Genomic DNA, 22746 nt, shown 5'->3' with positions numbered 1-22746 from the left:
GCGAACATCCGGTTGGTGACCGCGGTCGCATCAATACGGAAGGCATCGAGGCGCACGTCATGCACGGGGCCCTCGCCGTCGGCGGGGTACCCCTCGCCAAAGGCGTCTCCCATGGCAAACACGCCGCCGGGAATCAGCACGTCCTCGTGTTGGGCGGGCGAGGATTCCCGGGGAGTGCCGCGGTTGACGGCGGCTAGCCGAGCCGAGGCCCGCGACGGGGAGCAGCAGCCCGCACCAAGGGGTGAATCCGTTGATTCCATGCGTTTCCTTTACTAGGAACTGCGGCTGATCGCCTGAGGGATGGGCCCGGAGGCAGGCCGGCCGAAGCCCGCCGCGCGTGTACTTAGCCTAGCAAAAGCACTCCACTTGTTCCCTTGACCACGCATTCCACTTGTGTCATTGACGAAGCATTCCACTTGTGTCATTCTTCTTTTAGGACGTGAGCCACGTCACGATAGTTGGATCGTCATCGGAGAGAACCAATGAAGCTTGAAAACATCCTTTTAGGGGTGCTGCTGGAACACCCTGGCACGGGTTATGACCTGAAAAAATACCTCGACGTGCACGGCCGGTTTCTCCGCTCGAACACGCAGATGAGCCAGGTCTACCGATCGCTCGCCGGGATGGAGAAGCAGGGCTGGGTGACGCACACGGTGGAGCCCCGTCCCGGGGCTCAGGATGCCAAGACCTACCGCGTGACCGGGGAGGGGGCCACCGTCTTCCTCGACTGGCTGACCGGCCCCTACCAGCCGCCATCTCGATTCCAAGACCCAGAGTTCGGCGCGCGCCTGAGCTTTGCCGGGTTCATGAGCGCAGAACAGTTGTTGCGCCTCCTGGATATTGAGATCCATACCCGGCAGGAGGAAATCGCCAGGTACCGCTACCGGGATCGCCGCGAGGACTGGGCGCCGACTATCCCGTTCGATTCCGAATTCGCCGATTCGCTCGGCGAGAGGCTCCACCGCCTCGGCGCCGCGGCGATCGACGCGCACGTCGCTGCCATGATCGAGCTCCGCAAAGACCTCCTCGATGGGAAATTATCGTCGCGTTCCCTCACCGCACTTCCCGGCGATGCCACCCCCGCCGACGTCGCCCGCTGACCGAGCGGGACGACGTCGTCCCAGCTCTTGAAAGGACCATGATGAGGGCCATCATCCTCATGTTCGACAGCCTGAACAGGCACATGCTTTCCCCGTATGCCGACACCATCGTCGAAGCGCCGAACTTCGTCCGTCTCGCCGCGAAGTCGGTCACCTTCGAGAATTTCTACGCCGGATCGATGCCGTGCATGCCCGCGCGCCGCGAGATGCACACTGGCCGCTACAACTTCCTGCACCGTAGCTGGGGCCCGTTGGAGCCGTTCGACGACTCCATGCCCGAGATGCTCGGCAAAGCTGGTGTGCACACACACCTAGCATCCGACCACCCCCACTACTGGGAGGACGGCGGTGCCACGTACCACCCCCGTTACACGACGTGGGAGTTCTTCCGCGGCCAGGAGGGCGACCCCTGGAAGGGCGTTGTCGCCCAGTCAGCGGACGACGGCGGTGCCAGCGACTGGCGCTCGGGCATGAAGCGCCAGGACGTCATCAACCGCAGCTACATGCCCACCGAGGCGGAGCACTCCCAGACCCGCACCGTCGACGCCGGTCTGCACTTTATCGACACCAACCAGGCCGCCGACCAGTGGATGCTCCAAATCGAGCTCTTCGACCCGCACGAGCCCTTCTTCACCCACCCGGCGTTCAAAGAAATGTATCCGCACAACTACGACGGCCCAGGGTTCGACTGGCCCGACTACCAGAAAGTCACCGAACCCCAGTCCCAAGTGGACCACGCCCGCTACGAATACGCAGCCCTCGTCTCCATGTGCGACAAATCCCTGGGCAGGGTCCTGGATGCGATGGACCAGTACGACATGTGGAAGGACACCCTGCTGTTGGTCAACACCGACCACGGCTTCCTGCTCGGTGAGCACGGATGGTGGGCGAAATCGGTCCAACCGTGGTTCAACGAGCTGGTGCACCTGCCGATGTTCCTGTGGGACCCGCGAACCGCTGGTCGCGACACCCGCCGCGGCGCCCTCGCCCAGACGATCGACATCGCCCCCACGATGCTCCGCTACTTCGGGCTCGAGCCGACGCCGGACATGCAGGGCCGGGATCTCGCCGTCGTTCTCGAAGACGACACTCAAGTGCGTGAAGCCGCGCTCTTCGGAATCCACGGCGGTCACGTCAATGCCACCGATGGCCGTTACGTCTACATGAGAGCGGCAGCTGACGCCTCGAACGCTCCGCTCGAGGACTACACCCTCATGCCTACCCACATGCGCTCCCGGTTTGCTGTCCCGGATCTCTCCGATTGGCAGCCCGCGGACCCTTTCTCTTTCACGAAGGGCCTGCGCACCATGAAAATGCCGGCCACCTCGTTCATGAACTCGTGGGCGCACGGAACCTTGCTGTTCGATCTCAAGACCGATCCGGAACAGAACACCCCCCTCACCGACGACGACACCGAACTGCGAATGTTGCAGCTGCTCGCCGAACTCATGCACGCAAGCGACGCCCCCCGCAGCCAATTCGAACGGCTCGGCATTCCGTTCCACAGCGTCCCCGGGAAGGAACATCTTCAAGTCCGTCGGCAAGCGGCGCGTTCCACGGCCGCCCTGGAGCCCCTCCCGCCGCTAGTGGAGTTCCCCGACGACGGTGCAGCCTTGAATACCCCGATCCTTGAGCTCATGCAGGATCCGCGCTATCGAGACAGCCTTGAACGGCACCTACCGCAGCTTGTTTCCACCGAACTGATCAACATCCCCGCTCAGCTCACGCTCCACCAACTGGCAAAGGTCAGCCCTATCCCGGTCACCCTGCTGGTCCAACTGGCGGAGGAACTCGCCACAGTCCCCACAGCATGACCCCCCTTTTCCGCCTGCCAATGTAGACAGGACACCTCATGGCAACCCAAACCGCTAAATCAACTGCATCCGAAGGCTCGACTCAGGCCCATCACGTTCCGCACCGCTGGCGGAACCTGGCCACCCTCACAGGCGTCACCGTCGTTGACAACACCGAAGCAGGACTCAGCGCCACCCTGTTCCCCACGATCGCCGCGGCAATGAAGCTGCAAAGCAGCCACCTCGGCCTTCTCGCTGCCCTTGGAAAGCTCATCGCCGTCCCGGCCGGGCCGGCCTGGGCATGGCTCGCTGGCCGGATTGGTCGTCGCAATGCGCTCATTGCGACAACCCTGACCGGGGGAGCGTTCGGCATCGCTGCCGGTTTCTCCCATGACTTCACCCAGCTGCTGATCTTCAATACCCTGATGTCGGCGTCCATTATCGGCGGCAGCCCCATCGCCAATGCCATCATCGCCGACTCATTCGACGACTCCCAACGGGGGAAAGCGGCCGGCTACTTCTACGGCTTCATGAGCCTGATCAGCTCTTTCATCGCCCCGGTTATCGCCCTGTTCACGGGCCTGTCGGACGGCTGGCGTTACGGCATGTGGACCATCGGCGGCATCTGCGTTGTCGCTGGCCTCGCCGTCGCCGTACTCCTCCGCGACCCCGGTGTGGGAGCGTCCGAAAAGCAGCTGGCGGACCTCTCCAGCCGCGACCGCGTGATTCCCAAGGTCACCGTGCGGTCAGTGATTTCACTCTTCAAAATCCCCTCTTTCTCCCTGATGATGCTCTCGCGGCTGTTGTCCGGGCACCTGCTGATCGCGATCTTCGGTATCCAATTCCTGGTTGCCGAACGCGGGTTCACGAATGCCGTCGCCGCAGTCGTCCTTGTCCCGTTCGGCATCGGGTACTTTGCCGGAACCGCGGGCGGCGGCTGGTTCGTGGCACTCTTGGACCGTCTCCTGCCTGACAAAGGCCGGATCGCCTACCTCCAGGGCGCGCAGGTGCTCTTCGCTGTGGTTGCCTTCTTCGCTACCCAGTTCCACTATGAGGGCATCTTCATCTACGGCATCTTCTGGGCCATCCTGGGCTTCGCCCAAGGCGCGAACCCACCCGCAAACCGGCCCATCGTCGCCGCCGTCATTTTGCCCGAACTACGTAACCAAGCCTTCGCGATCTTCCTCACCGTGTTCGAGACCATGGGCTGGGCCGTCTTCTCCCTCGGTGCCGGGGCCCTGGCCTCGACCCTCGGGATCCAGGCGGCGTTCCTCTGGACCCTCGTCATCCTCATGCTCGTCAACGCCGCTGTCCTGACCGGCCTCTACTTTTGCTATCCCCAGGATGTCGCCCGCGTCCGGGACACCCTCGAGAAACGGCGCCAGGAAGCCCTGCGCGAAGGCTGACGCGCCGCCGGCCAACAGCAAAATTACCTTCTAGATAGGAACCCATGATGGAAATGCTCTCCCCGGAACGCTGTTCAGTAGATCAGATTGCCACCGACCAGCGCCTCGAATCCCTTCTGGCCCGGTTGAGCCTTGAGGAGAAGGTCAGGTTGCTGACAGGCCGGGATTTTTGGACGACGTGGCCGGTGGAGAAGATCGGGCTGCGGCGGATGCTGTTCTCGGACGGGCCGTCGGGGGTGCGTGGCGAGGTGTGGGATGAGCGGCAGCCCTCGATAAACTTCCCGTCAGCGACCGCCATCAGTTCGTCCTGGGATCCGGCGATCGCGGACCGTCTGGGGGCGGCGTCGGCGGTGGAAGCGCGCCGCAAGGGCGTCGACGTCGTGCTCGGCCCGACCATCAACCTGCACCGTTCCCCGTTGGGCGGCCGGCATTTCGAGGCGTTCAGCGAGGATCCGGTCCTGACCGCGGAACTCGCGGCGGCGTATGTGGCGGGCGTGCAGCGCAACGGGGTGGGTGCCACCCCCAAGCATTATGTTGCCAATGATTCGGAGACGGACCGGTTCACCGTGGATGTCAGGGTGGGGGGCCGCGCCCTGCGTGAGCTGTATTTGCTGGCGTTCGAGAAGGCCATTGTCGAATCGAAGGCGTGGCTGGTGATGAGCGCCTATAACTCGATCAACGGCGCCACGGCCACGGAGAACGAGTTGCTGGAGTCCCCGCTGAACAGCGAATGGGACTTCGACGGCGTGGTGATCAGCGACTGGACCGCCGTGCGCAGCGTGGAAAGCGCCAACCACTCCCAAGATCTGGCCATGCCCGGCCCGGAGGGGCCGTGGGGCTCGGAACTCGTACTGGCGGTGAAATGCGGGACGGTTCCCGAGGCCGCGATCGACCGGAAGGTGCTGCGGATCCTGCAGCTCGCCGCACGGGTGGGTGCCCTGGAAGGTTTTGAGCCCGTGGCCGCTGAGCCCGTAAACCAGGAGGACCCGGTCGTGTTCGCCCGGGAGGCGTCCGTGGCCGGGACAGTGATGGTGAAGAACGACGGCGTGCTGCCGCTGGCTCCGGCGTCGGTTGCCAGGGTTGCGGTGATCGGACACAATGCCCGCCATGCCCGGACCCAAGGTGGCGGCTCCGCGACCGTGGTTCCAGAGAAGATCGTCACGCCGTTGGACGGGATCCGTGCTGCGTACGGCCCGGACAAGGTCAGCTACAGCGTGGGTGCGGTAGTCCAGGAAGGCATTGCCGAACTACCCCTGGAGCAATTGAGGAACCCGGTGACAGGCGGGCCCGGGCTGCGGGTGCGCTTCTTTGCATCCACGGGAACCGAACTCCTCGCCGAGGACCGCCGCTCTACCGCGTTGGTCTGGTTCGGCGGGGACGCTCCGATCGCGGAGTCCTCCATGGTGCAGTTCCACACCCTGTACACCCCCGGGGAGACCGGCATGATCCACCTGGGCTTCTCCACGGTGGGGCATGGCCGTATTTTCGTGGACGGGGTCCTGGCCCGCGAGGCAACCATCGAGGCCACGGGCACGGACCTAGGCGCGGCGTTCCTCGCCCCGCCCTCGGCCTCCGTCCCGGTCCGTGCTTTCGCTGGTGTGCCTTTGGAAGTGACGGTGGAACTGGACCTTGCCGGCCGCACCGGGTCCCTGTCCAACGCCCTGGCCGTGACCATCGGGCTCGAAGCGGACGATACCGACCCCGAGGCCCTGATCAACGACGCCGTTGAGGCGGCCCGGGCGGCGGAGGTCGCCGTCGTCGTGGTCGGCACGAACTCGAGGGTGGAATCCGAAGGCTACGACCGAACCACCCTGGGGCTTCCGGGCCTGCAGGACCGGCTGGTCCGTGCCGTCGCCGCGGCCAACCCGCGCACCGTGGTGGTGGTGAACTCCGGGGCCCCGGTGCTGCTGCCTTGGCGGGACGAAGTGGGCGCGATCCTCATCGGGTACTTCGGTGGCCAGGAATTCGGCACTGCCCTCGCCGACATCCTCACCGGCGCCGCCGAACCCGGCGGGCGGCTCCCCACCACCTGGCCCGCCACGCAGGAAGACGTGCCTGTCCTCAACACCACGCCCGACGCCGAGGGAAAGTTGGTGTACGAGGAAGGTGTCCACATCGGCTATCGGGCCTGGCTGAAGGCAGGATTGAAGCCGGCCTACGAATTCGGGCACGGACTCGGTTACACCAACTGGACCCTTGACTCCGTTGGCGCTCCCGTTACTGCGGCGCCCGGCGCCGTCGTAGCCCTCCACGTGACCCTGTCCAACACCGGCACCCGGCCCGGCAAGCAAGTTGTCCAGGTCTACGCCGAACGGCCCGGCTCTGCTGTCGATCGTCCCGTTCGCTGGCTCGTCGCCTCCGCACCAGTGTGGGCCGAATCCGGCGAAACCGTCACTGCCACCCTGAACGTGCCCACCCGGATGCTCGCCTACTGGGACAACGGCTGGCAATACGAACCCGGGGACTACCGCCTGCGCATCGGCACCTCAGTCAGCGAGCTTCCACTTGCCGTGGACTTGAGGCTCAACGCCTAGCAACGCGTTCTTGCCGCCCCACCCTGTCCGCCCTGTTGTGCCGCAATCGCCGTCGATAGACTTAAGAGGCGCCAAGGGACGCAAAGTTGGTTGCGGGAAAGGCAAGATCATGACCGACAGCAGCGGCGTCGAAGAACCCACTGAAGACGAGGAACGCGAAGTTTCCGAGGAGCCGGAGCTCCGGGGCCGGTACGTCGAGGGCAACTACGGGAAGACGGGAACGCAGCCCGGGCGGCACTCGGAAGACGAAGAAGGCCAATATAGCGAAGGCGACTACGGCGCCGCCGGAAGCCAAGGGGGTCTGCCCGAGCCTCTCGGCAGGAAAGCCAGAGAGTCTGGGCGCTATGCAAGGGCAGACCTTGGCGACGCGGGAACCGTTCCGGGGCGCACTGCGGCGTCGGAAATCGGCCAGTACGCCGAGGGGGATTACGGCGCGGACGGAACGGTGGGTCCAGTACGCAAATCAGCCGATCGACCAGCGCCACCCGATGAACCAGCGCCACCCGATGAAGAAGGCGACGCCTGACGGGCGAGTTACGCAGGGCCGGCCGGGGCGACTTCAGCCTTGGCGCGGATGAAGCTGAGATCCTCGGGGGAGAGGCTGACCTGGCTGTGCTGGTCGGAGTCCGGAGTGATGCCGGTTTCCTGGTGGATTATTTCGGCAATGGTCCGCGGCAGGACCACGCATCCGGGGTTGTCGGTGAGCCACCGCTGCGTTTCGGGGGTGAGCCTGTCCCAGTGGTCCCTGATGTTCATCTCCATGGATGACGCCTAACTGAGTGGGTACAGAGAAAGATGCCGGCCGAGGCCGGTGCCGGAAGCGTAATTAGGATACGCCGGGGTAGAGGGGAATGACAGGCCTTTCCGAAGCCGCGCATTTGTGCCCGTGAGGGCAAGTCCGCGACGGCTTGCGGGTTATGAGCGAATCCGCAAGCCAGTAATTGCGTCCAACTGCGGATGCGCCTAGCGTGATCAGACAAGGAGAGTCGTGGACGGTTAGCCCCGTGGCCTGAAGTGTTGAATTCCATGCAAAATAGTTAGCGCTCCAAACGGACGATGAGATGACAACTCCAAGCGAAGGCGTCGGCTTCCGTTCCAAACGGGGCCCGGTACTCATAGCCCTGATGCTGTCGAGCGGCCTCGTCGCAATCGACGCCACCATCGTGGCGACCGCGGTGCCTTCGATTGTGCGCGAAATCGGCGGGTTCGCTTCGTTCCCTTGGCTCTTCTCGGCATACCTCCTTGCGCAGGCGGTGTCGGTTCCGGTTTACGCGAAACTCTCCGACATGGCAGGTCGGAAGCCGATCATTCTTACTGGCATTGGGCTCTTCCTGCTCGGCTCGATCCTCTGTGGTTTGGCGTGGAGCATGCCTACGCTCATCGTGTTCCGCGTCGTGCAGGGCTTGGGTGCCGGCGCGGTCCTGCCCGTTGCCATCACCATCGCCGGGGATATCTATTCGTTAGCAGAGCGCGCGAAGGTGCAAGGCTACCTCGCCAGCGTGTGGGCTGTCTCGTCTGTGGTGGGCCCGACCCTCGGCGGGGTGTTCTCTTCGCTTGGGCTTTGGCGTGGAATCTTCCTTGTCAACATCCCTCTGTGCCTCGTGGCTGCGTGGATGTTGGTTCAAAGGTTCCACGAGAACATCGACCGGATCAAGCACCGGGTCGACTATCTGGGAGCAGCTCTTTTCACGGTCAGTTTGACCCTCGTAATCCTCGGAGCTTTGGAGGGCGGCCAGGCATGGGCGTGGGGCTCCCCGATCAGCATCGCAGTGTTCGCAGTTGGTTCAATTTTATTCATTGCTTTCGTCCTGATCGAAAGGCGAGCAGCCGAACCTGTCCTGCCGCGATGGGTCGTCTCGAGGCGCCTTCTCATCACCACGGCATTGATCTCTTTCGGCGCCGGAGCCATAGTGCTTGGCCTTACCTCGTACGTTCCCACTTTCCTCCAAGGAGCGCTTTCAGTCTCGCCGGTTCTTGCGGGCCTTTCCTTGGCGGCCCTGACAATCGGTTGGCCGATCAGCGCATCACAGTCGGGACGTTTCTACCTTCGAATCGGATTCAGGGCAACAGCCTTGATCGGTATCACGGTCACGCTCATCGGCTCGTTGGTCCTCGCCGTCACGGCCTACACGCCGAACGTTGTGCTGGTTGCCGTCAGCTGTTTTGTCGCCGGGCTCGGACTGGGGCTCCTTGCGACTCCTAGCCTGATCGCTGCCCAGTCAAGTGTCGATTGGAACGAGCGCGGAGTGGTGACTGGCACCAACCTCTTCGCCAGGTCCATCGGCAGTTCTCTCGGTGTCGCCGTCTACGGGGCCGTGGCAAATGCAATCTACGCAGGCAGTCCCGGAGGCGGGAAGAATTCGCAGGCGATCGTATCGGCCTCTGCGGCAGTATTCCTCGCCGTGTTGGTAAGCGCCGCGCTCACCATCGTCGCTGTCCTCGCAATGCCCTCCACGGTCCTTGATGCTACAGCTCCTCAGGGCAAGGCCACAGGGTCGCAGCTCCAAAAAGTGCGGCCACCAAACGTGCAAGAAGGCGGCCCTTAGCTTTGCCTCCTCAGGTGACGTAGTTCTCCGGCTCCTCTGGAGACTGATTTTCTTCGTGGCCACCTGCTTCGTGGCCACCCGTACGGACCACACGGATTTTCGTGGTGCGGGACTCTGACTGTTCGGGGAGCTGAACGCGGATTTCGAGGACGCCGTCCTCATAAGTGGCAAGAATGCCGTCCCCGCTCACCCCACGGGGGAGAGTGATGCTACGGGAGCGTTCACCGTAGCGGAGCTCGCTGCGGTAACCCTTCTTGACTACATGTTCTGCGTTCTCCTCGCGCCGCGCCTGAATGTGCAGGGTGTCGTCGTCGACGCTGATGTCGACGTCCGTCTCGGGGTCGATTCCCGGCAGATCGATTCGGACAACAAGTGTGTCCCCCTCTTGGTATTGCTCGATGCGAAGCGAAGGGTCAGCTTCGCTTTGGAGGAAGCGTCGGACGGGCTCCGGGACTTCGAGTCCGCTGCGTCGGAGAAAGTTGTCCATGATGACCTCCTGATAGGTGCCCATTGCCAGCCAATACGGACTTGCTGGGATGAGAAAGAAGCTACGCCTAGCGTGCTCGCGTGGATAGCCCCGGGCTCTTTCGGAGTCGGCGCCCATGGATCGACTGCCCAATCTTGACGTCCGGTGTGCTCAGTCGGAAACTGAGCATAGGAGGCGCGCCGTGGGCAATTTACCGTGGATACTCGTGCTACTCATCCCATCGCTAGGCTTCATAGTCTTCCTGATTTACGCGAATATTCGGTTGGCGGCCAGACGGAAAGCTCTTGGGTTGCCCCCTCTAGGACTGACTCCAGTTCGTTCGAAGACTCGCCACAGGAAGCATCACAAGTACGTGATCATTCATCGCGTCAAACACTGAGAAGGGCTCCAAGGACCTTCTAGCGCTTTGGTGCCGGAGGTCCGGGCCCGTCTGATGGAACTCGAGATGCCTTGACCGGGTGGACCCAACGCGAGCATGCTGGTGCCTGTTCGCTTTGCTCTTCCAGGAAGGCCGACGATGTTCTCTCCCGGCGCTGCATCCCCAACTTTGCGCATTCGGCTGTTTTGCTCGGTGGTGATAGCTGCCGTCCTGTTGCTGGTTGCGGTGCCGGCGGAGGCAGCCACCCCAGGAAGCGGCAACGACGTGTCCTGGCCACAATGCGGCAAGACCCTGCCAAAAGGCCAGACGTTCGCCATTGTGGGCGTGAACAATGGCTTGGCCAACACCACGAACCCGTGCCTGGCCGCAGAGCTGACCTGGGCACGTACATCGAAGGGCGGGACGGCTCAGCCGCTGGTTGCCCTTTATGCGAATACCGCCAATCCCGGCGCGGCCGGGTCGTGGTGGCCCACGAGTAACACCTATGGCGGGACCGCAGTGAGCAATCCGTACGGACAATGCACGAGCGGAAGCGTTGATGCCGCTTGCTCCTACATGTACGGGTACGCCAAGGCGTATGACGACGCGAACATCCGTGGAGTGAGCAACCCCGGCTCTTACACTTGGTGGCTAGATGTCGAGACGGGCAATAGCTGGTCTACGGACCAGACGGCGAACAGGGCGGACCTGGAGGGCATGGTGGCCTACTTCGCGAGCATTGGGACCTCCGCGGGTCTCTACTCCACCGCAGCCCAGTGGAACCAGATCGTCGGGACGGTTCCGTCATCGAGCAGCCTCTACACCTTGGGCAGCTGGCTGCCGGGGGCGAGTTCGCTGGCCTTGGCGAAACGCAAATGTTCCAACGCACCCCTGACCGGCGGTGGCAAGGTCACCCTCACCCAATACGTCTCGGGCGGTTTCGACTACGACACTTCCTGCGTCTGACCCACCAACGCGTGTCAGCTCTGATGGAAGTCCGCGGCCTTCGGAGCGTCGAGCATTCCGGCGACTTTCTCTTCCAGAGCTGCGATGGTCGCTTCCGGAAGGACAATCAGGCCGTCCAATTCGCGCCGGGCACGCTTGTAGGCTGTCTGCCGCTCTGCCGGCGTCGCCGCGCTGTCCGAAGCGATTCTGAGCAACTTCCTGGCGGTGGCGAGCCGCTGACGCTCGGGCTCGGAAAAATTGCTGTCCTTGACGCGTTTGGCTTCTCGCTCGGCTACATCAAACGCCAATTCAAAGCTGCGCACGGCGGCGCGGTATTCCGCCAGCCGGGCCGCCGTCGTCATGTCTCCCGGTGCCGCAGGGCGCAAACCGTCCGCCTCCCGTTTGGCCCGAAGGAAGGCCACGGTGAGCGGTTCGCGCACATCTGACATAGCGGGAAAATCAATGAGTTTCCCGACGTCAAGCTCGTAGTCCAGCCATCGCCGGTTCATCGCGTCATGAGCCTCTTGCAGCCGGAGGACTTCCGTTTGGCTGGCCTGCTCGGCCTGCGTCGCCTCGCTCTGGAGCCGGTAGAGTTCCACCCGACGGCGATGCCGCTGTTCGCTGGCCCTGGACCAGGACCGCGCCCATCCGCCAGCCAAGCCGCTCAGGGGAAAGACCAGCCACCAGTAATGGCTGAGGAAATCGAAGAAGGGGTTCACCGCTTCATCGTCCCACCGGCCCGGACCTGTCTCAAGGGGCCAAAGCCAGGAAGGCGGCGCGCTTGGCGGTGGGTGGAGTTTCCGGGGGGAACAGGCGCTCTCGCCCGTAGAATTTGGGGTTGCGGCGCGCCGTCGTCGCGGGCTGGACACGGTCTGCGATGCCGCTCATCGAAGGGACGGACTCAGAAAACTAGCGGATCCCCTGGAGCCAGTCCGTCAGGAGAGGCAGGACGACGGAGCTGTGCATCGCGCTGATGTGGTCGAGGCCGGGAAGTACTTGGACATCCCATCCAGCCTCAATGAGGGATTGCTTGTGTAACGCCAGGGGCTCACCGATCTTGACGTGGACATTGCCCCATGCGGGTCCGTATTCGATTCGGTCCTCCGCGCCGGCGAAGGCTAGCCTCGGCAAATCGCGAGGGACCAATGCAGAGGAATCGTCGAAGTCCTGGAGAGCCTCGTAGAGAGTGACGAATTGGCGCGTTTGTGCCTCGTTCGTTTGAACGGGAACCGAATCCCAGTCTCCAGGCTCAACGTCAGAGGCCGGTGAAGGAACCTGATTGGCAGATTGTGCGGCCATCGAGTGTGCTGCCCGGGTGACCGCCAGCATGCTCTCGTAGGGTCCATCGAGGGGCGGGTATCCGCCCATGGCCAATGCCCAGAGGCGGTCGGTGCGGATTGCCAGTTGCAACCCGCAGAGCGCCAGCCAGGAGTAGCCGTAGTAGGCGAAGGCCTCAGCATCAGCGGCATCGGCGATGGCAAGCAGATCAGCCGTGACATTCAAGGGGGAAAGGGTGTCCGGTGCGGGGTGCGCCATCCGATGGCCCTCGTAATCGGCAACGATGACCCGGTGTGATCGTGCGAGTCCTTTGACCAAGTTGGGTCCCAGGTCTGGATCAGCGCCCCACCGGCGCATTGTGTCGGCTTCCTCGGGCAGATAGGGAGTGAGGCGCACTGGGACCATCAGCGCACGCCCGTTCCCCTGGATGGTTATGGGGATCGTCGTGCCGTCGTGAAGAATTGCCCCAGCAGAGTCAATCACGGCTTGCCCTCCTTGTGGGTTCATGGTGATTAAGTTTGCCACTGAACCACCGCTTGCAGCCGTCGGACGAGGCCTGGGCTTGCTGAACTCCATCGACAGGCACCCTGGCCAGGAATAGCCTTAATCCGTCCCATTTGACCGACGAGGATGACGGAGAGGTATCCGACATGGGAGCCACAGAAAACGCCGAATTGGTCCGGCAAGGCTATGAGGCCTTCAACGGAGGAGATCTGGCGACGCTCAGCGAGCTGTTCGCGGAGGACGCAGTCTGGTACGCGGCTGGAAGCGGCGTGCTGTCCGGAACGAAGCAAGGACGCGACGCCATCCTCGCCTACTTCGGCGAGCTGGGGGCGCGATCGCAAGGTTCCTTCCAAGCGGCAGTCCAGGACATTGTCGGCGGAGAAAACCACACATTAGCGATTCAGCAAACCCGCGCCGAAAACAACGGGAAGACCCTGGACATCGCAACCGTCATCTCCTTCGTGCTGCGCGATGGAAAGGTCGTCGAGGGCCGGGAGTTCTTCGAGGACACGGCCAAGGCCGACGAGTTCTGGACCTGAAGGTCGTCCACCAAAACTCCTTGACATCCCGAGTGGTGAGGTCTATTGCTTGGCATGTCCGCCCGTCCAGACCATTCAAGGAGTCTCCGCCTAATCCCGGCGGAAGTGGAAAGGAAAGAGTCATGGCCGCCACAGTGAACTACTTTGAAGTCGGTTCGCCGGACCCGGATGCCGCGCGGAGCTTCTACGGCCCGCTTTTCAACTGGACTTTTGGTGAGTCTTCGCCCGTCGGCTACCAGATGGTGAATGGCGACAAGGGTGGGCTATGGAACACCTCCTCGCTGGACAGGACATCCTGGGCGATCTTCTATGTGCAAGTCGACGACGTGAAGGCCGCGATCGCCCGGGCCGAGTCGCTCGGTGCGAGTGTGGCCCTCCCGTTCGTCGACAACGGCGCCATCGAGTTCGCGCACCTCCTGGACCCGCAAGGCAACCGTTTCGGTGTGTGGCGTCCAAAACAACCTGGGTGACGGGGAACAGACACCTTCCAGCATCGATGAAAAGGACGAAGTGCAGTGACACTCGATACATTGCCCGTACTCGATTTCTCACGTTTGAATGCCGGACCGGAAGAGGCTGCCCGGTTCCGTGACGAACTGCGCGATGCCATGCATGAAGTTGGTTTTCTCTACCTGGCCGGCCACGGCATCCCGCAGGAGTTGACGGACGCCATTCTCGACGTGTCGCGCCGCTTCTTCGATCTGCCCGAAGAGGAAAAGCTTGCGATCGAGAATATCCATAGTCCCCAGTTTCGCGGCTACACCCGGGTCGGCGGTGAGCTAACTGACGGTGGGGTTGATTGGCGCGAGCAGATCGACATCGGCGTCGAACGTGACGCCGTGGAGCCGGGTCCGGGTGTTGCGGACTATTGGCGCCTGGAAGGGCCCAATCTGTGGCCGGCGGCGCTCCCGGAAATGCAGGGGATCGTCTCAGAATGGACCGAACGGTTGAGTGCCATTTCCCTTACCCTGCTGAGGGCCTTGGCAGTTTCGCTCGGCGCGCCCGAGGACACTTTTGATGCTGCATTCGCCGCACGGGCTTTCCCGGTGCTCAAGATTGTCCGATATCCGGGGGAGTCCAACCCGGAACCAAAACAGGGCGTCGGGTCCCACCGCGATGGAGGCGTGCTGACGCTGCTCCTCGTGGAGCCCGGGAAGGGCGGCCTCCAGGTCGAGTACCAAGGGAAGTGGATCGACGCGCCCCAAGTGCCGGGAACCTTTGTGGTCAACATCGGCGAAATGCTGGAACTGGCCACGAACGGCTACCTCAAGGCAACCCTGCACCGCGTGATCTCGCCTCTTCGAGGCACTGACCGGATATCCCTGCCCTTTTTCTACAATCCTGCGCTGGACGCGAGGATGCCGCAGTTGGCGGTGAGCCCGGAGTTTCAAGCGAAGGCCCGCGGCTTGTCGGTTGACCCGACGAACAGCCCGATTCTTGAAACTTACGGTGACAACGCCCTCCGCTATCGGCTTCGGGCGCACCCGAACGTCGTCGCGGAGCATCACGAGGACCTGCTGACAGGCTGACGGGGCCGGAGGGACTGGCGGCGCCGGGAGGATAATGAGTGCGTGGACTTCGAATTGCTCACCATCCAAGACTGCCCGCACGGGTCTGCGGCCCGTGAGCTGTTTTCCCGGGCTTTGGAATTGGAAGGAAACGATCCAGCCTTGATTTCGGTCAGGGAGATCATGTCGGACGAAGAAGCCGCCGCGTCCGGATTCCACGGATCCCCGACATTCACCATCGACGGAACCGACCTCTTCGACTCGGAGGCCGAGCCTGCCATGGCATGCCGTGTCTACCGCACCGGCGGTGGCCTCTCGGGCTTGCCCAGCTTGGAAGCTCTTCGGCAAGCCATCCAGTCGCGGCTGGCGGCGTAGCGGGGGTGAGAGGTCCGGCCCGGTTTCCCGGGCAGGATCTCTCACCCGCCAGGCCAGTCAAGGGCGTGTGGTGAAGGATTCGACCTTACTGGGGTCGCGTTCAATGACAGGGTCGAGGACCGTGTCGATCCGAGCCAGCAGCTCCGGATCCAGGGTGATTCCGACGGCGGTGGCGTTGTCCACGAGCTGTTCGGGTCGCGATGCCCCCACGATGGCAGCCGAGACGTTGCTGTTCTGCAGGACCCAGGCTAGGGCGAGGGCGGCCATGGACAGGCCGGCTTCTTCCGCGATCGGTTTCAACGCCTGGACCCGTTCGAGTACCTCGGGACGCATGAACTTGTGCTCGGCCTTCAGCTCGCCTTCTTCCGTCGCGAAGCGGGAGGCCGAGGGCGCGTTCTGGCCGGGGATGTATTTGCCGGTGAGAACCCCTTGGGCAAGGGGTGACCAGCAAATCTGGCCCAAGCCCAGTTCCTGGCTGGTGGGGACGACTTCCTCCTCGATGACGCGCCAGAGCATGGAGTATTGCGGCTGGTTCGAAATGAGCTGTATCCCCAGTTCTTTGGCGATTGCGGCGCCCGCCCGGATTTCATCGACCGTCCATTCGGAGACGCCGACGTAAAGCGCTTTGCCTGCCCGGACGATGTCCGCGAATGCCTGCATGGTCTCTTCGAGCGGGGTTTCGTAGTCGAAGCGATGGGCCTGGTAGAGGTCGACGTATTCCGTGCCGAGGCGACGCAGGGAACCGTTGACGGACTCCATGACGTGCTTGCGAGACAGGCCTCGGTCGTTCTTGCCGTCACCGGTGGGGAAGTAGACCTTGGTGAAGATCTCCAGGCCTTCGCGCCGTACGCCTTTGAGTGCTTCGCCGAGGGCCGTCTCTGCACGGGTGCCGGCATAGGCGTCGGCGGTGTCAAAAGTGGTGATACCCAGGTCGAGGGCCTGGCGGACGCATGCGTTTGCGGTGTCCTGATCGATCTGATCACCGTGGGTGACCCAGTTCCCGTAGGCCAGTTCACTGATGTACATGCCGGATGAGCCGAGCTTGCGGTATTCCATGGCGTGCTTCTTCCTTGTCAGGCGGTCTCTGTCAGGTGGTTATGCGTTTTCGTGGGGGAGTACGTTCTCGTGCGCAGTGGGCGTGGGGGTGCGGTACTGCCCCTGACCACCAACGTTGCCGGAACCGTCAACGTGGTTTCGCTCGTTTCAGATGCTTGTAAGGCGGAGACCAGGAGACGTGCCGCTTCCGCCCCTTGTCGGGTCACCGAGTGGTCCATGGTTGTCAGGTCGAGGAGCCCGGAAAGCTCATGGTTGTCGAAGCCGACGACGGACAGGTCTCCGGGGACGCTGATCCCGGCACCGCGGAGGGTCCCGAGCACGCCGAATGCCATCTCATCGGAGGCGACGAAAACAGCTGTCGGCGGGATCTCGGCGCACAATAACCGGGCCATCGCTGATGATCCGCCTGCCGTCGTGTTTTCTTCGAAGACCTCATACTCAGGGCGATGGTCGAGCGCCGCTTCGCTGAGAGCGTCGCGGTAGCCAAGTAACCGATGCGCAGGGGGGACGCCTCCCAGGGTGCTTCCGGCTGCTTGCTCGATGCCGATGAAGGCGATCCGCTCATGCCCCAGGTTCAGCAGGTGGCGCACGGCGGAGCGACCCGCATCCCTGTCCTCCACCCGTACACACGGTAAGCCTGGTTGTTCGGAGCCCAGGACGGCCAGGGGAAGGCCCTGCTCCGTGAGGGCCGCCAGCTCTGCAGGTGTTGGTTGCAGGGCCAGGATGAGGACGCCGTCGGCTCGGCCCGGCAATGCAGGCCCGTCGAAAAACCTGCCGCGTGTGGCCTCATCCGCAAGTTCGTACAGCAGCACGTCGTAGCCGGCTTCACGCATGACGCTGCCGGCCGCCGCCAGGACCTGGCCGAAAAACCACTTGGACAGGCTCGGGGTGACGATCGCAACCGTGCGTGTCTTCCCCGTGGCGAGTCGGGACCCTGCAATGGAGGGTACGTACCCGAGTTCCCGCGCTATTCTTTGCACGCGCTTGCGAGTTTCCTCGGATATGCCAGGAACGTTTCGAAGAGCTCGGGAAACCGTTGAAACTGAGACCCCTGCGAGTTCGGCAACCGTGTCCACCGAAGATGTCATGCGCATCAGGATATCCCAGTGACGGTTCCTATCGCAAGCGCTTGCGAAACCCCTATTCCGTCACTCGGAGTTGGTGACTGCGGGGCTGCCTGCATAATACCTAGACCTTGTTGCGTCGGAACCTGGCCAAGGCCGCCACCACCCCGAGAGAAAACACTTTGGTTAACAATCACCCCGACAACTGGTTCGCCGATGACTTCTTCAAGGTCCCGGTCATCGCAGTGCTCCGCGGACTCACCCCCGCCGAAGCCGTCAAGTCCGCCACACGGGCCTGGGACGCCGGCGTCGAGCACGTCGAAGTCACTATCGAAACACCCGAAGCCGTGCCGACCCTTGCCGCCGTGGCCAGCGCAGCAGCCGAGAGAGGTGCCGCCGTCGGTGCCGGAACCATCATCCATATCGAACAACTGGACGTGGCAGCATCTGCAAACGCATCGTTCACCGTCTCGCCCGGCCTGGACGAAGGCGTCCTCCGGGGAAGTATCCTCCGCGGCCTCCCGCACCTCCCCGGTGTGGCCACCCCAAGCGAAATACTCCGGGCCAAAGCCCTTGGATTGACCTGGCTCAAGGCCTTCCCCGCTTCCCTGCTCGGACCCGAATGGATCAAAGCCATGAAAGGGCCCTTCCCCAACGTCCAGTTTGTAGGCCTGGTTGATGCCGGGGGAGGCGTCGGAACCGTCAGCCTTGAGGATCATCTGCCTTATCCCTGGATGCGGGCCACGGAAACCGAATGGACCACCCGTTCGCCAGGGATCGGGACTCGCGACCCGGCCCGTTAGCCGCGGTGAATCGCAGTAAGGCTGCTGGAATTCGGCAGAAAAACGTCCAGCCTTCAGGACGGTCGACTGAACCCAGCCATCACGTGGACTTATCGGCTTTGAAGCTGCGATTGCGAGAGAGTAAAGCGCGTCGCAACCATTTCCGGACCGAAGGCGGACCTGTATCCGCGGTGGACGGCGATGAGCTTTCGCCGGCTGATCCGGGTGCGTGCGGCTGGCGAGGACATAGATCCGTGATCAGTCCCATCCCTGCGCAGGCCCGCACCTCGCGGATACCCGCCACCGCCGCAGGCTTGGTTTCAAACTCCCGCGAGACGGCCATCACGGTCCCGTCCGCGGCCTTCAGTCGGAACCTGTACCGTTCGTGAGCATCGACAAACAGTTCAAACTTGCCTGCCATCGCTGACCTCCCCCCAAGTCGAGGACGATAGTCCTTTATGGGACCGTACCGGGGAGTCGCGAAAAAAGCAAAGCACCCTTAGCGTCGCCCTGATGCGCCGCGCGGCTCGGTCCTGGGCTTGCGGTTGCCGGATGGCCTACTGGCGTGTAACTTTGGCGATGCCAAGTAGGCTTAGTATTACCCGCCACCGCCGGGTTCGCGGTTCATTAGGAGGTACAGCAGTGGGTATCGGATCATCCATCTTCCTTATCGCCATAGGTGCCATTCTGGCTTTCGCGATCCCAGGAGATGTCGTGTCATTCATCGACCTCCATATGGTTGGCTACATCCTCATGGTCGTCGGGGTCATCGGCTTGATCGTTTCCCTCTTCGTGTTCGGCCCACGCCGGACCCGTCGAATCAGCGAAAGCCGCGCCACAGTAGACCCGGCCACAGGAGAACGAATCGTCACCAGGGACACCCGCGACGGCGGGCTATAGCATCGAGGCATGACCAAATACCTCATCTCCTTCCCGAGCGAAGCCTTGGTGCTCACCGACGATGAGTTTCCGATCGTCTCTGCCGAAGCCCACGCTGTGATCGAGGAGGCGAAGGCTGCCGGTGTCTACGTATTCGGCGGCGGGATCGATGAGGAAGTCGATCCCGTGCTGGTTTCCGCCGACGGCTCGGTGAGCACCGGGATCTATCCGGGCTCCGAACTCAAGGGTGGGTTCACCGTGCTGGAGCTGCCGACGCGCGCGGACGCGGTCGAGTGGGCGAGGAAGATCGCGGTGGCCTGCCGTTGCTCGCAGGAGCTCCGAGAGTTCATGTACGACCCGCAAAGCTAGCTTTCGTCAGCTCCGGCGCTGGTTCTTAGCCGCCGTTACCCTTGCCGTTGCCCTTGTGGCGCCCTGGGGCCGGTGCCACAGGAACCGGCGCAACCGGCGTCGATGTCTCAACGCTCGGTGAGGGCGTCGGCGTTGAGGTGCTCGGCGCGGGTGTTGCCGTGACGGACGGCTCCGGGGCGGAGGGAGGGGGTGGCTGGAAGGCGCTCACACCAACGATCACCAGGGCGCTGGTAAGAAGTGCAGCGCCGACGGCCCATGCCGATCTGCGCGCGCGGCTTAGGGGTTTCCCCCGCCATTGGCGCCTGCTTCGTACGGGCGGCACGACGACGGTACTGTCGCGCCCGCTTTCGCCCGCCGTTGCCACAGGCTGAACGCGCGTCTGGACGTCTGCTTTGGCCGTGCGGGGCGGGCGGTCGGGCATACGGGGAAGGGTCTGCGTGGCTCCGTTGGCGCCAGCGGGCGTCGCCGCAGGGACGCCGGAACCGAAGGCGCTCCGGAGTGCTTGCTCAACCTCTAGTGCGCCTGGCCGTTCAGAAGGCGGGGTCGATGTCATGGCGGTGAGGAGGTCAACCCACCGTGTCCCAAGGGCCTCCGGCACACGGGGCGGGCGGTGGAGCCTCGCAACGGCCGACTCGACACTCGTCCCCGGGTACTCGAGCTTTCCGGTCAGGCATTCGAGGAGGAGAAGTCCGAGGGAATAGATGTCGCTTGCCGGGCCGAGTGCAGAGCCGGTTGCCTGTTCCGGACTCAGGTATGCGGCGGTTCCCACAGTGGTGCCCGTCGCTGTCAGGCGCGTTCCCTCGATGATGCGGGCGATTCCGAAGTCGGTGAGCTTGGACCGGATGGGGGATCCTACGGGGGCATCGGCCATAAGGACATTGGCAGGTTTGATGTCGCGGTGGATGATCCCACGCCCATGGACGTATTCCAGCGCCGAAGCCAGATCTGCTCCGATGTGGGCTACGTCATGGGCTGCCAGCGGTCGTTCCCGCAATCTGGCATACAGGTCTGGACCGTGAATCAGTTCCATGGCGAGGAATGTCCGGGGTTGCTCAGGGTCTCGATGGTCGGTGCCGGCGTCGAAGAGAGTGACGAGTGATGGATGGTTGAATGTCGCCAGGAGGCGCATCTCGTTTTCATGCCGGGCAAGCTCGTCCGGCCCTCCCAGCACGGGAGCAAAGAGCTTCAGCGCCACGTCGCGGCCCAGCCTCTCATCCTGCGCCCGGTACACCGACGCCGTCGCGCCGCGGCCGATGAGGGTCCCCAGCCTGTATCGCTCGGCGACCAAGGTCCCTGGTTGTCCCGTGATAGGACCATCAAGCACGGCCACACCTCGCTTTCCTCGAACTGACGGAGCCCGTACAGTCTAGGCATACGTGCTAGCCGTTGACATACGTCCCCGCTGAAGTAATCGTCCGGCCCGGTCGAAAGGTTACGTTTCGTCCTGCACCACCGCAGAGCGGGCCAGCCCGAGGGTCCGTGAAACAGCGGCGAGTCAGATATTTCCTTCAGCCACTCGATCCCATCCGATCAGGCTCGGTGCGGCCGCATATGCCGCTATGAAGAATTTGCTCACCGGCTGACCGGTTCTTGGTTGCCAAGGAGTCGCAGTTCATCGCGCCGGGGGAGCCCCTCCCAGTCGCCGGGTACGAGGCACACAAAGGCACCCGAGCTGACTGCTGTCTGAAGACGATCCTCCGCGCCCAGGCCCTCCACGAATTCGGCTAGGTAGCCGGCGACGAACGCGTCGCCGGCGCCCACGGTGTCGACGGCTTCGATGACCAATGCGTCCTGCCTGAAGACCTGGCCGTCCACGAATGCCAAAGCGCCATCTGCGCCCAACTTGATAACCACTTGGCTGGGACCCATGGCGGCGATGCATCTGGCGGCCTCTTCGGGGTCGCGGACTGTCCCGACCGCGAGCTCGGCCTCCTCAATGCCCGCGAAAACGATGTCCACCTCCGGGATAATCTCGCGGTAGGCGCCTCCCGCGGTCTCGGCGTTCCAGAGCTTGCTGCGGTAGTTCAGGTCGAAGGATACCGGAACCCCGGATGCTTTGGCCGTAGCGATTGCATAGCGAAAAGTGGATGCTGCCTGGAGAGAAAGCGCCGGGGTGATGCCGCTGACATGGAGCAAGGCCGCCCCCGCAATTAACTGTTCATCGACGTCGTCGGGCGCAATCCGGGAGCCGGCACTGTCCGAGCGGTAGTAGGCAACTTTCTGGGCCGTGGGGGTGCGGCGTTCCTTGATCATCAGGCCGGTGGGCGCGTCGTCGTCCACGGCGACGCGGACATCCACGCCCTCAGCGCGGATCTCCCGCTCAACAAGCCGGCCGAGCGGATCCGCCCCGATGCGGCCGCACCAGATAGCCTGGACACCCAGGCGTTGCAGGCCGATGGCCACGTTGGACTCTGACCCTCCGATGCCAAGGCTCAAGACGGACGCATGGGCCAGCGGGCCAGGTGTGTCAGAAGCCATGAGCGCCATGGTTTCGCCGAGGGTGACGACGTAAGGTTTGGTGGTCATTGCTAGACGCCTGCCTCGTCAACGAGCGCGCGGACCCGCCGAGCCCGCGTGCTCAGTTCAGCTAGGCTCCCGCCTTTGAACGCGTCGCCGAGGAGCGGTCCTCCGAGGCTGACAGCCAGCGCGCCAGCGCGAATCCACGCAGGTACGTCTCCGATATTGACGCCGCCGGACGGGACCACTTGGATGTGCGGGAAGGGGCCGCGCAGTTGAGACACGTAGTCGGGCCCGACCGTGGAGGCGGGGAAGACTTTGACGGCAGTGGCGCCCAGCCTCCAACCGGTGTGGAGCTCGGTGGGGGTGAGCCCACCGGGAAAGACGGGCACGCCGCGTCGAGTGCAGGCGGTGATGACGTCCGGTTCGGTGATGGGCGTGACGATGTAGGCGGCACCCAGGTCCAGTGCTGCTTCGGCTTCGGCGACGGTAGTTATGGTGCCGACGCCGATTTCCACCGAGTCGCCGAACCGATGCTGCAACAGGGGAAGCTCGTCGAAGACGCCCGGTGTGCTCAGGGTCAGCTCGATGCTGAGCACACCGCCGTCCCGGAGGGCCTTGATGACGGGGGCGTAGTCCTTCGCATGCCGGGCCCTCAGCACTGCCACGACCCTGGTGTCGCGGAGGATGGCGGATGGTGCCGGGCGGGAGTCGGTGTCCGGGGCTTCGGGACGGAACATGGATGTCCTTCGTGCGGTGGTTGGCT

Annotated in this window: 25 protein-coding genes; 14 read left to right on the top strand and 11 right to left on the bottom strand. The window is 63.4% G+C overall.

Annotated features, from left to right (window positions below; all coding sequences use genetic code 11):
- The coding region (locus tag AC1DLO_RS11300) for an SUMF1/EgtB/PvdO family nonheme iron enzyme (RefSeq protein WP_476889816.1) at nucleotides 1-260 on the bottom strand (260 nt) is incomplete at its 3' end.
- A 222-nt stretch (nucleotides 261-482) separates the two neighbouring features.
- Here AC1DLO_RS11300 and AC1DLO_RS11295 point away from each other — a divergent pair.
- From AC1DLO_RS11295 to AC1DLO_RS11275, 5 genes are all read left to right on the top strand, one after another.
- Nucleotides 483-1100, top strand: a complete 618-nt coding sequence (locus tag AC1DLO_RS11295; RefSeq protein WP_184734821.1) for a PadR family transcriptional regulator — start codon at nucleotides 483-485, stop codon at nucleotides 1098-1100.
- Nucleotides 1101-1141: 41 nt separating this feature from the next.
- The gene (locus AC1DLO_RS11290) at nucleotides 1142-2914 is read left to right on the top strand and encodes a sulfatase (protein WP_476889815.1); all 1773 of its coding nucleotides are present in this window, start codon (nucleotides 1142-1144) and stop codon (nucleotides 2912-2914) included.
- Nucleotides 2915-2952: 38 nt separating this feature from the next.
- On the top strand, nucleotides 2953-4299 hold the full coding sequence (locus AC1DLO_RS11285) for an MFS transporter (protein WP_476889814.1): 1347 nt from the start codon (nucleotides 2953-2955) through the stop codon (nucleotides 4297-4299).
- A 44-nt stretch (nucleotides 4300-4343) separates the two neighbouring features.
- Nucleotides 4344-6833, top strand: a complete 2490-nt coding sequence (locus AC1DLO_RS11280; RefSeq protein WP_476889813.1) for a beta-glucosidase — start codon at nucleotides 4344-4346, stop codon at nucleotides 6831-6833.
- A 109-nt stretch (nucleotides 6834-6942) separates the two neighbouring features.
- Nucleotides 6943-7359, top strand: coding sequence for a hypothetical protein (locus AC1DLO_RS11275; protein WP_476889812.1), 417 nt, complete (start codon nucleotides 6943-6945; stop codon nucleotides 7357-7359).
- An 8-nt stretch (nucleotides 7360-7367) separates the two neighbouring features.
- Here AC1DLO_RS11275 and AC1DLO_RS11270 read toward each other — a convergent pair whose 3' ends face one another.
- Nucleotides 7368-7595 (bottom strand): hypothetical protein, encoded by a 228-nt coding sequence (locus AC1DLO_RS11270; protein ID WP_476889811.1) that lies wholly within the window; start codon nucleotides 7593-7595, stop codon nucleotides 7368-7370.
- Between the two features lie 299 nt (nucleotides 7596-7894).
- Here AC1DLO_RS11270 and AC1DLO_RS11265 point away from each other — a divergent pair, with 299 nt between their 5' ends.
- A complete protein-coding gene (locus AC1DLO_RS11265; RefSeq protein WP_476889810.1) occupies nucleotides 7895-9379 on the top strand; it encodes an MFS transporter in 1485 nt (494 codons plus the stop codon).
- A 10-nt stretch (nucleotides 9380-9389) separates the two neighbouring features.
- Here AC1DLO_RS11265 and AC1DLO_RS11260 read toward each other — a convergent pair whose 3' ends face one another.
- On the bottom strand, nucleotides 9390-9866 hold the full coding sequence (locus tag AC1DLO_RS11260) for an Hsp20/alpha crystallin family protein (protein WP_476889809.1): 477 nt from the start codon (nucleotides 9864-9866) through the stop codon (nucleotides 9390-9392).
- Between the two features lie 517 nt (nucleotides 9867-10383).
- Here AC1DLO_RS11260 and AC1DLO_RS11255 point away from each other — a divergent pair.
- Entirely contained in the window at nucleotides 10384-11190 is an 807-nt protein-coding gene (locus AC1DLO_RS11255) for a glycoside hydrolase family 25 domain-containing protein (protein WP_476889808.1), read from the top strand.
- Nucleotides 11191-11204: 14 nt separating this feature from the next.
- On the opposite strand, the gene AC1DLO_RS11250 is transcribed toward AC1DLO_RS11255, so the two are convergent.
- Nucleotides 11205-11888 carry a hypothetical protein gene (locus AC1DLO_RS11250; RefSeq protein ID WP_476889807.1) on the bottom strand — a complete coding sequence of 228 codons (684 nt, stop codon included), beginning with the start codon at nucleotides 11886-11888 and terminating at the stop codon, nucleotides 11205-11207.
- A 190-nt stretch (nucleotides 11889-12078) separates the two neighbouring features.
- Nucleotides 12079-12930, bottom strand: a complete 852-nt coding sequence (locus tag AC1DLO_RS11245; protein ID WP_476889806.1) for an alpha/beta hydrolase — start codon at nucleotides 12928-12930, stop codon at nucleotides 12079-12081.
- Between the two features lie 167 nt (nucleotides 12931-13097).
- Here AC1DLO_RS11245 and AC1DLO_RS11240 point away from each other — a divergent pair, with 167 nt between their 5' ends.
- The 4 genes from AC1DLO_RS11240 (at nucleotide 13098) to AC1DLO_RS11225 (ending at nucleotide 15373) form a co-directional block, all read left to right on the top strand.
- Nucleotides 13098-13490, top strand: coding sequence for a nuclear transport factor 2 family protein (locus tag AC1DLO_RS11240; RefSeq protein WP_476889805.1), 393 nt, complete (start codon nucleotides 13098-13100; stop codon nucleotides 13488-13490).
- 122 nt (nucleotides 13491-13612) lie between these two features.
- Nucleotides 13613-13960: a VOC family protein gene (locus AC1DLO_RS11235; protein WP_476889804.1), complete on the top strand. Its 348-nt coding sequence runs from the start codon at nucleotides 13613-13615 to the stop codon at nucleotides 13958-13960.
- Nucleotides 13961-14005: 45 nt separating this feature from the next.
- Nucleotides 14006-15019 (top strand): isopenicillin N synthase family dioxygenase, encoded by a 1014-nt coding sequence (locus AC1DLO_RS11230; RefSeq protein WP_476889803.1) that lies wholly within the window; start codon nucleotides 14006-14008, stop codon nucleotides 15017-15019.
- Between the two features lie 42 nt (nucleotides 15020-15061).
- Nucleotides 15062-15373 carry a hypothetical protein gene (locus AC1DLO_RS11225; protein ID WP_476889802.1) on the top strand — a complete coding sequence of 104 codons (312 nt, stop codon included), beginning with the start codon at nucleotides 15062-15064 and terminating at the stop codon, nucleotides 15371-15373.
- A gap of 57 nt (nucleotides 15374-15430) precedes the next feature.
- Here the strand turns inward: AC1DLO_RS11225 and AC1DLO_RS11220 are convergent, their stop codons facing one another.
- Together AC1DLO_RS11220 and AC1DLO_RS11215 are read right to left on the bottom strand one after the other, a co-directional pair.
- Nucleotides 15431-16429 (bottom strand): aldo/keto reductase family protein, encoded by a 999-nt coding sequence (locus AC1DLO_RS11220; protein WP_476889801.1) that lies wholly within the window; start codon nucleotides 16427-16429, stop codon nucleotides 15431-15433.
- 17 nt (nucleotides 16430-16446) lie between these two features.
- Nucleotides 16447-17517, bottom strand: a complete 1071-nt coding sequence (locus AC1DLO_RS11215) for a LacI family DNA-binding transcriptional regulator (protein WP_476889800.1) — start codon at nucleotides 17515-17517, stop codon at nucleotides 16447-16449.
- Between the two features lie 158 nt (nucleotides 17518-17675).
- Between AC1DLO_RS11215 and AC1DLO_RS11210 the strand changes: the two genes are divergently transcribed.
- A complete protein-coding gene (locus tag AC1DLO_RS11210) occupies nucleotides 17676-18296 on the top strand; it encodes a bifunctional 4-hydroxy-2-oxoglutarate aldolase/2-dehydro-3-deoxy-phosphogluconate aldolase (RefSeq protein WP_476889799.1) in 621 nt (206 codons plus the stop codon).
- 79 nt (nucleotides 18297-18375) lie between these two features.
- Here AC1DLO_RS11210 and AC1DLO_RS11205 read toward each other — a convergent pair whose 3' ends face one another.
- Entirely contained in the window at nucleotides 18376-18618 is a 243-nt protein-coding gene (locus AC1DLO_RS11205; RefSeq protein WP_476889825.1) for a hypothetical protein, read from the bottom strand.
- Nucleotides 18619-18917: 299 nt separating this feature from the next.
- Between AC1DLO_RS11205 and AC1DLO_RS11200 the strand changes: the two genes are divergently transcribed.
- Together AC1DLO_RS11200 and AC1DLO_RS11195 are read left to right on the top strand one after the other, a co-directional pair.
- Complete coding sequence (locus tag AC1DLO_RS11200) at nucleotides 18918-19175, top strand: DUF6458 family protein (protein WP_184734890.1); 258 nt, start codon at nucleotides 18918-18920, stop codon at nucleotides 19173-19175.
- Between the two features lie 9 nt (nucleotides 19176-19184).
- The gene (locus AC1DLO_RS11195; RefSeq protein WP_184734891.1) at nucleotides 19185-19523 is read left to right on the top strand and encodes a YciI family protein; all 339 of its coding nucleotides are present in this window, start codon (nucleotides 19185-19187) and stop codon (nucleotides 19521-19523) included.
- A gap of 25 nt (nucleotides 19524-19548) precedes the next feature.
- Here the strand turns inward: AC1DLO_RS11195 and AC1DLO_RS11190 are convergent, their stop codons facing one another.
- The 3 genes from AC1DLO_RS11190 to AC1DLO_RS11180 form a co-directional block, all read right to left on the bottom strand.
- Nucleotides 19549-20847, bottom strand: coding sequence for a serine/threonine-protein kinase (locus tag AC1DLO_RS11190; RefSeq protein ID WP_476889798.1), 1299 nt, complete (start codon nucleotides 20845-20847; stop codon nucleotides 19549-19551).
- 248 nt (nucleotides 20848-21095) lie between these two features.
- On the bottom strand, nucleotides 21096-22049 hold the full coding sequence (locus tag AC1DLO_RS11185) for a sugar kinase (RefSeq protein ID WP_476889797.1): 954 nt from the start codon (nucleotides 22047-22049) through the stop codon (nucleotides 21096-21098).
- Between the two features lie 2 nt (nucleotides 22050-22051).
- Entirely contained in the window at nucleotides 22052-22720 is a 669-nt protein-coding gene (locus AC1DLO_RS11180; RefSeq protein WP_476889796.1) for a bifunctional 4-hydroxy-2-oxoglutarate aldolase/2-dehydro-3-deoxy-phosphogluconate aldolase, read from the bottom strand.
- Between the last annotated feature and the right edge of the window lie 26 nt (nucleotides 22721-22746).

The sequence above is a fragment of the Arthrobacter sp. 01T419 genome, from assembly GCF_056398865.1.
This window is presented reverse-complemented; position numbering and strand designations above follow the sequence as displayed.